Annotated in this window: 11 protein-coding genes; 9 read left to right on the top strand and 2 right to left on the bottom strand. The window is 41.7% G+C overall.

Annotated features, from left to right (window positions below; genetic code table 11):
• Window positions 1–60 precede the first annotated feature (60 nt).
• Genes H6795_00845 through H6795_00825 form a run of 5 tightly spaced genes read left to right on the top strand, consistent with a single transcriptional unit; the run spans window position 61 to window position 5,748 of the window.
• On the top strand, window positions 61–1,503 hold the full coding sequence (locus H6795_00845; protein MCB9817071.1) for a glutamate--tRNA ligase: 1,443 nt from the start codon (window positions 61–63) through the stop codon (window positions 1,501–1,503).
• A 49-nt stretch (window positions 1,504–1,552) separates the two neighbouring features.
• Window positions 1,553–2,776 carry a DUF3048 domain-containing protein gene (locus H6795_00840; GenBank protein ID MCB9817070.1) on the top strand — a complete coding sequence of 408 codons (1,224 nt, stop codon included), beginning with the start codon at window positions 1,553–1,555 and terminating at the stop codon, window positions 2,774–2,776.
• Window positions 2,773–4,305, top strand: a complete 1,533-nt coding sequence (locus H6795_00835; protein MCB9817069.1) for a PAS domain-containing sensor histidine kinase — start codon at window positions 2,773–2,775, stop codon at window positions 4,303–4,305. Before H6795_00840 ends, H6795_00835 begins: the two co-directional genes overlap by 4 nt.
• 1 nt (window position 4,306) lies before the next feature.
• Window positions 4,307–4,726, top strand: coding sequence for a response regulator (locus tag H6795_00830; GenBank protein MCB9817068.1), 420 nt, complete (start codon window positions 4,307–4,309; stop codon window positions 4,724–4,726).
• The gene (locus tag H6795_00825) at window positions 4,723–5,748 is read left to right on the top strand and encodes a DUF475 domain-containing protein (protein MCB9817067.1); all 1,026 of its coding nucleotides are present in this window, start codon (window positions 4,723–4,725) and stop codon (window positions 5,746–5,748) included. The genes H6795_00830 and H6795_00825 overlap by 4 nt, the downstream gene beginning before the upstream one ends.
• Window positions 5,749–5,751: 3 nt before the next feature.
• Here H6795_00825 and H6795_00820 read toward each other — a convergent pair whose 3' ends face one another.
• Window positions 5,752–6,066: a hypothetical protein gene (locus H6795_00820; GenBank protein MCB9817066.1), complete on the bottom strand. Its 315-nt coding sequence runs from the start codon at window positions 6,064–6,066 to the stop codon at window positions 5,752–5,754.
• A gap of 153 nt (window positions 6,067–6,219) precedes the next feature.
• On the opposite strand from H6795_00820, the gene H6795_00815 reads away from it, so the two are divergent.
• From H6795_00815 to H6795_00805, 3 genes are read left to right on the top strand one after another with little or no spacing between them, the layout of a single operon-like run.
• Window positions 6,220–8,076, top strand: a complete 1,857-nt coding sequence (locus H6795_00815) for an alpha/beta-hydrolase family protein (protein ID MCB9817065.1) — start codon at window positions 6,220–6,222, stop codon at window positions 8,074–8,076.
• A gap of 37 nt (window positions 8,077–8,113) precedes the next feature.
• Complete coding sequence (locus H6795_00810) at window positions 8,114–8,854, top strand: CPBP family intramembrane metalloprotease (protein ID MCB9817064.1); 741 nt, start codon at window positions 8,114–8,116, stop codon at window positions 8,852–8,854.
• Window positions 8,847–9,500 (top strand): SDR family oxidoreductase, encoded by a 654-nt coding sequence (locus H6795_00805; protein ID MCB9817063.1) that lies wholly within the window; start codon window positions 8,847–8,849, stop codon window positions 9,498–9,500. Before H6795_00810 ends, H6795_00805 begins: the two co-directional genes overlap by 8 nt.
• On the opposite strand, the gene H6795_00800 is transcribed toward H6795_00805, so the two are convergent.
• The gene (locus tag H6795_00800) at window positions 9,501–10,736 is read right to left on the bottom strand and encodes a hypothetical protein (protein MCB9817062.1); all 1,236 of its coding nucleotides are present in this window, start codon (window positions 10,734–10,736) and stop codon (window positions 9,501–9,503) included.
• Between the two features lie 64 nt (window positions 10,737–10,800).
• Here H6795_00800 and H6795_00795 point away from each other — a divergent pair, with 64 nt between their 5' ends.
• The gene (locus H6795_00795) at window positions 10,801–11,613 is read left to right on the top strand and encodes an alpha/beta fold hydrolase (protein ID MCB9817061.1); all 813 of its coding nucleotides are present in this window, start codon (window positions 10,801–10,803) and stop codon (window positions 11,611–11,613) included.
• Window positions 11,614–11,615: the final 2 nt, after the last annotated feature.

The raw sequence follows: 11,615 nt of genomic DNA, 5'->3' as shown, positions 1-11,615 counted from the left end.
GTTGTTTTTCGCGTTATAAGTTGAGAATAACTCGTGTATTTGACATACTACTAGGCGAGTATGCATAACATTACGACACGATTTGCACCGAGTCCAACCGGCTTTATCCATGTTGGTGGCGTCAGAACAGCACTTTTTGCGTGGTTACTTGCCCGGCAAAAAGGCGGTACCTTCATCTTGCGCATAGAAGATACCGACAAACAGCGTGAAGTAGCTGGGGCAGAACAGCATATTATAAAGAGCTTGCAATGGCTCGGCATAGAATGGGACGAGGGGCCAGACAAACCAGGGCCACATCAACCATATAGACAATCTGAACGGCTACTGCTTTATGCAGACTGGGCTCAAAGACTGGTAGCAAGTGGCAGGGCGTACGCGGACCCCTACACACCAGCTCAAGTAGCCGCATTCAGAGAAGAAGCCAAGCGAAACAAGCAACCTTTTTTGTATAGGAACCATCGCCCAAAAAACCCACCAAAATGGGATGGTACACAACCGCTCAGGTTTACATCTAGCCCTAAAGCCTACGCGTGGCATGATGAAGTGCTAGGTGAACTTTCTGCAGGCGAGGATGCTGTTGACGATTTTATTTTAATGAAAAGTGATGGCTATCCGACGTATAATTTTTGCCATATTGTTGATGATTCGCTCATGGACGTAAACCTTGTTATTCGGAGTCAAGAATTTATTGCAAGTGTACCAAAATTCCTTAATTTGTATGAAGCCCTGTCTGTACCCATTCCTACGTTTGCAACGTTGCCATATGTTATGGCGATGAACGGGAACAAAAAACTATCTAAACGTGATGGTGCAAAAGATATTTTAGATTATCAAAATGAGGGCTATCTGCCAGAAGCTATGCTCAATTTTTTAGCAACGCTCGGCTGGAATGACGGCACGGAACAAGAAATTTTTAGCAAAGAAGAACTCATAAAGAAATTTAGTCTAGATAAAGTTCAAAAATCACCAGCGAGGTTCGATGAAAAGCGGTTATTGTGGCTGAATGGTCAATGGATTCGCCGAATAGATACAGATGATCTGTATAACCGTGTACAACCATTTTTACCATCGTCAGCGTCGTCGTATTCAGGTACTTATAAACGTGAAGTAGTCGCACTTGCACAAGGAAGGCTAAAAACACTTGCCGATATACAAGCTGTCGCTGCAAGCTTTTTTGAGCAACCAGTGCCAAAACCAGAACTCGTTTTAGCGCATAAACAACTATCAAAACTATCGCCAGCTGTATTATCAAGCCTGTTAGCCAAAACCCAATCAGCCCTTCAGCAACAAGCGGATTTTTCTATCGAATCAATACAAGATTGCCTAAATTCACTACTAGAAAGTACTCACCAAAAACCTGTCATATTATTTAGTTTAATTCGTTTAGCGACCACTTGGGCGGAGTACAGTCCCGATTTAGCACCTTCACTGGCACTCCTTGGAAAAGATGAAGTCATGCAGCGACTATCTAAAGCTGAAAAATATTTTGATAGTATTGTCTAAAAAGTGGTACAATAACCTTAAGAAGTAATGTCAAGGGTACCTATTACATATGGATGACATCAAAACACCAAAAAAAGACGATTCAGTGCCACTAAGCGAGCCAACCTTGCAGAGTATTGCGCAAAAGCCAACCCGGCTAGAAGATGAAATTATTGAAGACGAAATTATTATTGACGACTCAAAAGAACCTACGAATATGCCAAAATCACCTAAAAAGAGCAAAAATATTTTTAAGAAATTAACTAAAAAGCAATTAATTATCCTTGGTGTTGTCTGTGCAATAATTGTTGGGTTTGGAATATACTATATTTTCTTTACAAAAGACACTACTCAACCGACAACCCAGAATAGCATCACCCAAGAAGAGCCTGCTCCAAACCAGCCACCCACATCCCCCCTCACTGGTAGGGAAGTAGCATCAGCTGCAATTGCAGCCAGACCAATTACTGGCATTATGATAGAAAATAGCCCAGAAGCGCGTCCGCAAAGTGGCTTATACCAAGCTGACATGGTTATCGAAGCGATTGCAGAAGGTGGTGTAACCAGGTTCATGGCAGTGTATCAAGAATCTCAGCCAGACAAAATCGGACCGATTAGAAGTGCGCGTCCGTACTATGTTGACTACATTGCTGGACTAGATGGTTCATACGGTCACGTTGGTGGTAGCCCAGAAGCGCTTCAGGATATAAAAAGCCTTGGCATTAAAGATTTAGATCAGTTTTATAACGCCAATGCCTACACTAGACTATCTAGCAAATCTGCTCCACACAATGTGTATAGTGATTTTGCACGATTAGACAGCCTTAATCAATCAAAAGGATATACATCTAGTAAATTTACAGGTTTTGCTCGCAAAATTGATGTACCACAAACCCCAACAGCCAATACGGTTAATCTTATATTATCTGGTCCTAAATATAACGCACAATTTAGCTACGACAGTGCGTCTAACAGTTATTTACGCTCACAAGCAGGAGCCCCCCATAAAGACGAACCGACGGGCAAGCAAATTAATCCAAAGGTAGTTATCGCACTAGTCGCCAATAAAGGCAACGATCCTGACGGGTATCATACCAATTACACCACCACAGGTTCTGGTAAAGTATTCGTCTTCCAGGACGGCATTGTGAGTGTTGGAACATGGGAAAAGCCGGATCGCAAATCATCTCTCGCACTAAAAGATTCATTTGGACTCCCATTAAAATTGAATGCTGGACAAACATGGCTAACGCTCGTTGCATCTGCTGACGACGTTCGATACGACGTCCAATGATCGCACATCTATACCCATTGCGCGAAAGCATATGGCGTAAAATTATGTTTGCAGCCATTGGTACGAGTGTCATGGCTATTGGTGTCTACTATGGCGTTTCTCAAATCTTGAAAGTTGATACGCTCATGAGCGTCTATATTGCACTCGGCACATCGGTGATTGTCGGCATAATTTTGGGAAGAGTTGTCGCTAATGAAGTCATAAAAACTACCGATTTCTTAACAAGAGCAATTTTGGTTGCTCTAAAAGAAGACGACGAAGTAGATAGACCAAGTGAGCATGACATTGGTGCGCCGTCTCGCGAGTTTTTACTAAAACTTGCAGAAAGAGCGATGGATGTTAGCCAAGCCTTGCAACAACAAGGCCAGATGCATGACCAAGAGCTTGTTTATTACAGAACGTTGGTAAATGTACTTTCTTTACCGCTGATTGTCGTCAATACTGATCAACAAATTACTTTCGCTAATGAAGCAGCACTTAAATATTTAGAGCTGCCAGCTAATGAGGTGATTGGGCAATACTTTTACGATGCCTGCAACTTATCATTTGTGAGTGAAACAACTCTAGAAGCATGGTTACAAAGTTGCCGTGAAGGGGCCGTGGTAGAAAATGAAGTTTGGGAGCGAGTGCGGCTTAACCTCCCTGAAAATAAACGCAAACAATTTGACTTGGCAGCACACTACCGTAAAGATGATGTCACGGGTATTGAGCTGGCTCTGACATTTTTTGATAGAACTATGCAATATGAGCGTGATGATCATGATCTTAGTTTTGTAAGTTTAGCAGTTCACGAACTACGCACACCACTCACAATTATGAGAGGTTACATAGAAGTTTTTGAAGACGAACTCAGCCCCACACTAAGTTCAGAACAAACTGCATTCATGCATAACATGGCAGCAAGTGCTCAGCGATTATCATCTTTTGTTTCTAATATCCTTAACGTAGCAAGGGTAGAGGAAAATGCCCTATTATTGCGGCTTAAAGAAGAACCATGGGCCGACGTCTTGCAACAAGCTTGCAAAGACATGCAGCTGAGAGCTCAAGTACATGATAAGAATCTCATTATAGATATAGACCCAGATTTGCCAACGATTGCAGTAGATAAAGTAAGTATTTATGAAGTATTAAATAACTTGCTAGATAATGCGATTAAATACACGCACACTAAAGAAGATATCGTAATAAAATCATACCTTAAAGATGACATGATAGAGACAACGGTTACCGACCGAGGTGTGGGTATACCATCTAGTTTAATCGGCCACGTATTTGACAAGTTTTACCGAGCTCACCAGAGCAAGAACAGCGTCGGTGGTACTGGGCTCGGCTTATATCTTTGTAAGGCCATTGTAGACGCTCACGGCGGTACAATATGGGTCCAAAGTAAAGAAGGCCAAGGCAGCACATTTGGCTTTTTACTACCAACCTATGCATCAGTAGCTGACCAAATTGATGACCAAGATAACAAAGAAATAATACGAGGAGCGCATGGATGGATTAAAAACCATTCGCTCTATAGGGGGTAACATGGAAACGAAACCAGCAAACGGAATTAAAATACTGTGCGTAGAAGACGAACATTTTATTAGTGAACTATATGCACGGGCACTTAGGCGAGCTGGTTATGATGTGACAACCTTATTAAGTGGCGAAGATGGTCTACGTTCTGCACTCAAGGACGATTACGACATTATATTGCTAGATCTCATGATTCCTGGTATTACCGGCTTTGAGGTACTGCGTGAATTACGTGCGAAGGCTCCTAACCTTAAAGCTAAAATACTCATTACAACAAACCTTGATCAAGAAGATGAATCTCGTGAAGAAATAGAAAAAATGGCAGATGGTTATTTGATAAAAGCTGAATTCACGCCTCGGCAACTCGTTGAAATCATTGACAACGTAGCAAGTGGCAACGATATCGCCCCACAGCCTACAGAAACATGAGCCGTCTACTGCATCGTCATTCGCCAGTGAGAATATTTGGTATTTCTGTTGTACTCACTATCTTAATTTCAGCAATATCCATTGCGTATAACGGAGCGCAGGTTATTCCTGTCTTGTTTGCTCTCTTAATAATTGAAATTACGTTTAGTTTCGAAAATGCCATTATTAACGCCAAAGTACTTACAACGATGTCTAAATTTTGGCAAACAATGTTTTTAACAATAGGTATTTTTATTGCAATATTTGGTATGCGAGTTGTGTTTCCGATTGCTCTCGTAGCGATAGCAGCGAACACAAGTTGGCAAACCGTCTTAGACACCGCTCTTAATGATCCTGTTGCGTATTCTGCCCAATTAGAAGTGGCATATCCGTCAATAGCGGCATTTGGTGGTGCTTTTTTGCTAATGCTTGCCCTAAGTTTCTTTTTTGACAAAACAAAAAAAACACTATGGCTTACACCAATAGAATCTCGTCTGCACCGTGTAAGCCATTGGTACATGCCTAGTCTTATGACAGCCGGCGTTATTGCTTTTTTTGCCGCTTTGCCCAGAAATGACCACCCAGAAACAACAATTGCATCAGGTGCTGTTGGCGTTGTAACGTATATAGTGGTCCATGGTCTGGCTGAATTCTTTACAAAAATACAGTCTGGGCACAACGGCAAACGAGCAACTACTACCGTACGTTATGGTTTTGCTGCATTTTTGACTTTTTTATACCTAGAAGTGCTCGACGCGAGCTTTAGCCTAGACAGTGTGATTGGTGCTTTTGCTATCACAAATCAAGTCCTTCTAATAGCTGCTGGGCTCGGTATCGGAGCTGTATGGGTGAGATCCATGACCGTTTATATGGTACGCAAAGGGTCGCTTGCAACCTATAGATACCTTGAACATGGTGCACACTACACAGTGCTCATATTAGCAATTACAATGTTCATTCATGTACCAGAAACCTTTGCAGGACTTGCTGGAATAGCCATAATTTTTAGTTCATTCGTAGCATCCAAGCGCGCAGGTGATTAAAGACTACTGCGGTGCTATAGGACCACCGTTAACTTGTTGAATGGTTTGTTGGAAAGGTTCTAATACGTCTTTTAAAAATGGTACGGTTTCAAACTGACTGATGGTATACGCCAGCAGGGCTACGATAATTGTACCACCAATAAATATGCCTAACCCATACCCTATACCCTTATATAAGCTCATTTTAAAGAGTTGTTTTTTAGAGGCATACCCAGATACGTAGACTTGCTCTACGGCTTTACCAAGTTTTAAATATTCTGCATCTGTCATTGGTCTCGGTTTGGGTGGTTCTTCTTTATTCTTCCATGGAAATTTCATAGTTTTATGATAACAGCTTTTTGTAGGCTGTGCTGAATTACTGGTATGTATGCTGAGAGTCATTACTTTGTTTGTTTGATACATTTACTATTTATGGTATAAATATACATAAGACCACTTATTGTACTTGGTATTTAATAGGACATTGCCACCATGAGTAGACAAAGTAGAAGCATTTCTTCAGACGTTGGGTTGTTAGCTGCAGCTGCAGTTATGCCTGGTACACTGCAGCAATCCATGATCGAACGCGACGCGGTTGATCAAGGACTGGCTACTGGACTAACAATGGCACTCGCCTTTAGCATAGCTATCCTGATGCAAGACGGTATAGAGGCAGCTACGAATCAATTTATAGATGAGGATTCGCGTAAAGACAGCTTTCAAGCGGGAATATTGGCAAGTGGCGTCGCTGTTGGCATTGGCTTGATTGCTCAAAGACTATTACACCAGACAGATTCAGAACAAATGCCACGGAGTATCGCCAGAACCCTTAGTTACTGGATGACTGTTGCAGGAGCGGCAGGCGTTACACTGCGTGGCCTGGGTGCAATATTAGGTGATGATATAGAAAACGGCGGCGGTAAAAAACAACTTGCTAGTACGCTATTTATTTTTCCGCTTGGTGTTTTACTCGCTTTGTTGTTTGATTTCGTGAAATATCGGCAAATTGTATCTATCAAACAAAACCCTGTTGTTTCATCACCAGCAAAGGCATTGACGGCAGGTATCGCAATAATTGCAGGACTCACGGTTGTTTCGAGATCAGAAAAATATATTGCTCACCACGTTCAAAAGTATGTTGATTCTCACGCCAAGCCTCTCGCTAAGGGTTGGTTACCGATTGGGCATGTCGCTAGTGTGGCTACACTTGCTGGCATTGGGTGGTATGGCATATCAAAACTATATCGCAAAATTGAATCATCACAAAATACTGTAGAAAAAATATTTTCTCGTAATCCCGATGAAATCTATGTGAGTGGAAGTACGTCTAGTCATGTATCTTGGCAAACCTTGTCTTTACAAGGAAGGCGTCATATCGGTACACGTATATCTAAGCAACAGCTCAATGAAGATTTGCATATTAAAAATGCTCTAGAGCCGATAAGAATTTATGTTGGGTACGATAGCGCACCAAGCGACGAAGCTCGCACAGCATTAGCACTAGCAGAAATTGATCGCACCAAAGCACTCGATCGTAAATACGTTGTACTCATAGCCCCAACAGGTACAGGCTATGTTAACTATGTTATGAGCGATACCGTGGAATACTTAGCCAAAGGTGACTGCGCCATGATAACGATGCAGTACTCCAAACGACCGTCTCCGTTGTCGCTAGACAGGGTAGATGATGGACATATTCAGTTTAGAATACTTGTCAATGCGCTTAGCAAGCGTTTGCGTAACATGCCAAAAGATAAGCGACCACAAATCCTTATGTTTGGCGAAAGCTTGGGTGCCTGGGTAAGCCAAGATGCCTTCTTGTACAGCGGAACAGACGGGCTCATTGCTACGGGAATAGACAGGGCACTTTGGATTGGCACGCCAGAACTCAGTAGATGGCAAGACATAGTAAATAATGGCAGTACATTGAATGTGGATCATGAGTTAGTAGCAAAGTTTGATAATATAGCAGATTATAGACAACTACCAGCTTCAGACAGAAAACAGCTCCGCTACGTTATGTGTACCCACCACAATGACCCCGTTGCCCACTTTAGCCTCTCGTTATTAGTACGTCGTCCACGATGGCTTAGTAGCTACACAAATCGACCTAAAACATTGCCCCAAAATACTCGCTACCGAACGCCTACGACGTTTGTCCTTAGAATGATAGATATGAAAAATGCGCTAAAACCAAAACCCGGCATATTCACATCAGTCGGGCATGACTACCGTGCAGATTTACTAGATTTTATCAACGAAGTATATGGGTTTCATTACACAGTCAACGATTTAAACGCTATTAATGCACTACTAGTCCGTAACGATAAAAAACGCGGCAATATGTAGTTGCGCCTTTGTGGCACAATAGCAGATAATAGAAACAATGGTACCAATACATATTGCTCAAGAGCTATCTCTTATCGTGCTCATTTTACTTTATGGCACGGTATTAGCAAAGCTGGTGCCGCGCAAATTTCATATGATTCTTAACCTTGGTATCGCAATAACGGCAATTACACTCGGGTTTGGATTCGGGCTAACTCCAAGAGATATGGGCATATCGGTATATACGATTACTTCAGGTATTCTCATAGCAGCGGCAGCATCATTAGTGATAGCTATTATGACCCTTATTATCGCAATTATCCCACCACTAAGAAAATACTTTTTAGGAGACAACCTAAGTAGTGCAAGCGGCCGATTAATCGCATTTGAGGCAGGTATTCGCATACCTTTTAGCACCGCGCTCATAGAAGAAGTTTTATTCCGTGGTGTATTACTTGGCTTATTATTAATTCACTATCCGACCCTAATTGCACTACTATATTCATCTGCAATTTTTGGTTTATGGCATATTTTTCCTACTATTAAAACACTCGAACAAAATGATGCTACCGCTCGTGCAGTACAAACTAAAAAACATCGTATGTACGGCGGGGTTGTAGCAACTGTAACCATCACATCTGTTGCTGGGTTATTGTTTGGCTATCTACGTATACTAGCTGGCAGTATCGTTGCTCCGTGGCTCTTGCACTGGACAATTAACGCGAGTGGAGTCGCTGGTATCTACGTAGCAAAAAAAATTAGTCAAAGAAGTGTAGTAAAGGAACCTCAAGATGAGTAACATTATTGTATTCGGTGGAACTGGTCGAACAGGAAGGGAGGTGGTTCGCCAAGCCCTATCTCTTAATCATTCGGTATCAGTCTTTAGCTATACATTATTAGCAAAAGACAAATTACCAAGTCATAAACGTTTACATATTATCACTGGAGACGCCAAGGTGTATCACGATGTGGATCGTGCGATACGCGGACATGATGTCGTGATTAATATCATAGCACCAAAAATGTTCGACAAAAAAAATTACCCGATAAGTGAGCTTGCCACCAATAATATTATTAACGCTATGCAAAAGCATGGTGTTCAACGATACATTGGACAGTCAGGTGCATGGGCTACAGAGCATCTGCATGATGCAAGCCCCCTCATGCAACTAAGTTTTAAAGTATTTCTTCCTTTACGTAACATCTACCACTACAAGAAAAAAGAAGATACTATAGTAAAAAACAGTAATCTCAACTGGACGTTGGTGCGTTGTGGCCTGCTAACAAATAAACAACCATCGTCACCATACCGCATTTATAAAAAACGGTATACGTGTGGCGTTTTAGAGGTACCTAGTATAAGACGGGTAAACGTGGCACAGTTTGAACTTAAAATCATTGATGATCGTAGCTACTACCAAGAGTGTCCAATTATTATAGAGTAATTACACGGTTGCTTTTGAAGCAAACTGTTTTTTGAATATCGTTTTTATGAGTAATGACCCAGCGGCAGCAGCTACTAAAAGTGGTAGGGCAGTCGTTCCAAATAGTGTAAGAACAAAGGCAGCAGCGACAAGCATTGAGCCTAGTGCACCAGTAAATATGCCAAAAAATGACGCATACAACAACGTAAATAGCCAACTGCTATCGGGTATGCCACCACTCAGTAGCAGAGCCATGCTCATACCAACTAGTAGCTGCGGAAATACAAAACCTCCTCTATATATCGTCGCTAACGACCATGCAGTCACAATGAGTTTTCCAAATGTTAGGCCAGCAAGTTGCAAGGAAGTAAGCTCACTATTGATAGTTAAGAGTTCTCCTAACCCAGACCGACCACTAAAATAACCTATTGGACCAAGTAAGTAATAGGCTACACCAATACCCAAGCCAGCAAGTGCTCCGGCAATGAACCAATGTGACCTCACCCTATCAAACATTCGCCTAAATAAGGCTGTTAATACATCCAACAGGAGCGGTAGTGAGGTAGCGACGGCTGCTATGATGACAGCTGCAGCAAATAGTGTAGGTGTGAGCGTAACATCACCAATCGGGCCTATGTATACATAGCCCTCTCTTTCGTTTAATAACCGCAAGGTAGCTAAGCTTATGAATATTGCAAATACACCAAGCACTACCAAAAAAAGGCTTTTTTTGATATTTTTTGTGTTTTTATAACCTATAAACGCTAGCAGGATAATTGCAGCAGCATAGCCATTAAAAAATACAGCTAACAGGACAATTATGCCTAACATACCTAATTGAGCAGGGTTCGGAAGCTTGAATTTTTTAGCGAGTAAAAAGGCGACCCCGTATGAAGCCGGCAGTAAGATGGCTTCTGGCCCAAGTGATGCACCAGCCACCAAACTCGCAACACCTATTCCCAGTACTCGTAATACCCAGCTGCTGTTAATCTGACTTGCACTAGATGCATAACTTGCAATGCTGTGATTAGCTTCATGTTTAGTATCTTCGCCTAATATTTTAAGCAAAAAGCCGAAGAGTACACCCGCCGTGATAGCTAAGGGGAACACGAGTAATTTATTTTCTTCGGTATCTATAAGAGTAAACCATATAAAATCCTGCAGCTGTTCTACGACGGCACTAAATACAAAATATATACCGGCCACGAGCACGCCAGTTAAACCAGCAACAGACAACATGCGTATGAGTTGTTTCATCTTACCATTAGCGTAGCATACTTTCTTCACCTCTGACAAAAATACCGTATACTAGAATATGATGATGACACTATTTCACAAGCTATTCCACGTTCCTTATTCCCTTAAGATAACGCAAGACACCAAACAAGGTCTGCCTGTTATTTTTTTACACGGAGTAGCTAGTGACAGCTCTACGTGGAAGCACGTTCTACCTAAACTACCGCCTCACTACAGAGCAATAACAATAGATCTACTAGGGTTTGGTAGTTCGCCAAAGCCTAGTCATATATCGTATACAATGCAAGATCACGCCCGTGCTGTTACGAAAACAATTCGTCGTCTTGGTATGAATAAACCGGCCGTCATTGTAGGTCACTCAATGGGTGCCCTAATTGCGATTGATATTGCTGAAAATAATCCTCAGCTCGTACATAGTCTGGTTCTGGTTGGCGCACCGCTGTATAATCCAGAAGATATTGTTTTTGCAACGAGTAAATATGCCAATCCAAAATTGAGTCTCGGTAATAGTCTATTTTATATGTATGACCAAATCGTCTACAACAAAAAACTCACGCTAAAAACTGCCCAGCGCTTTGTCAAAATTGCCCCGTTTCGTAACAGTTTTATACTCACAAAAGACACATGGGAGCCATTTAAACTCAGCCTTACCAACACCATCATGAAACAAAACAGTACGGCAGAATTGCTCGGTTTGCATAGTAAGGTGGTGCTCGTCTACGGTAAAATGGACTTATTACTACAACAAAAAAATTACGATAAACTAGCGAGTTTTCATAATGAGAACATAATACTTATGCCACATAGAGGTGCTCATATGATAACAAAACAGAGTGCACCATTGGTTATACAGGCTATTGAAGAAGCGGCTAAATAATT

This window comes from Candidatus Nomurabacteria bacterium (assembly GCA_020631975.1).
Taxonomy (GTDB): Bacteria; Patescibacteriota; Saccharimonadia; order Saccharimonadales; family CAIOMD01; genus JACKGO01.
This window is presented reverse-complemented; position numbering and strand designations above follow the sequence as displayed.

Excerpts from the sequence above, each read along its gene's own strand:
- H6795_00845 (MCB9817071.1), top strand. The coding sequence starts at position 61 with ATGCATAACATTACGACACGATTTGCACCGAGTCCAACCGGCTTTATC.
- H6795_00840 (MCB9817070.1), top strand. The coding sequence starts at position 1,553 with ATGGATGACATCAAAACACCAAAAAAAGACGATTCAGTGCCACTAAGC.
- H6795_00835 (MCB9817069.1), top strand. The coding sequence starts at position 2,773 with ATGATCGCACATCTATACCCATTGCGCGAAAGCATATGGCGTAAAATT.
- H6795_00830 (MCB9817068.1), top strand. The coding sequence starts at position 4,307 with ATGGAAACGAAACCAGCAAACGGAATTAAAATACTGTGCGTAGAAGAC.
- H6795_00825 (MCB9817067.1), top strand. The coding sequence starts at position 4,723 with ATGAGCCGTCTACTGCATCGTCATTCGCCAGTGAGAATATTTGGTATT.
- H6795_00820 (MCB9817066.1), bottom strand. The coding sequence starts at position 6,066 with ATGAAATTTCCATGGAAGAATAAAGAAGAACCACCCAAACCGAGACCA.
- H6795_00815 (MCB9817065.1), top strand. The coding sequence starts at position 6,220 with ATGAGTAGACAAAGTAGAAGCATTTCTTCAGACGTTGGGTTGTTAGCT.
- H6795_00810 (MCB9817064.1), top strand. The coding sequence starts at position 8,114 with ATGGTACCAATACATATTGCTCAAGAGCTATCTCTTATCGTGCTCATT.
- H6795_00805 (MCB9817063.1), top strand. The coding sequence starts at position 8,847 with ATGAGTAACATTATTGTATTCGGTGGAACTGGTCGAACAGGAAGGGAG.
- H6795_00800 (MCB9817062.1), bottom strand. The coding sequence starts at position 10,736 with ATGAAACAACTCATACGCATGTTGTCTGTTGCTGGTTTAACTGGCGTG.
- H6795_00795 (MCB9817061.1), top strand. The coding sequence starts at position 10,801 with ATGACACTATTTCACAAGCTATTCCACGTTCCTTATTCCCTTAAGATA.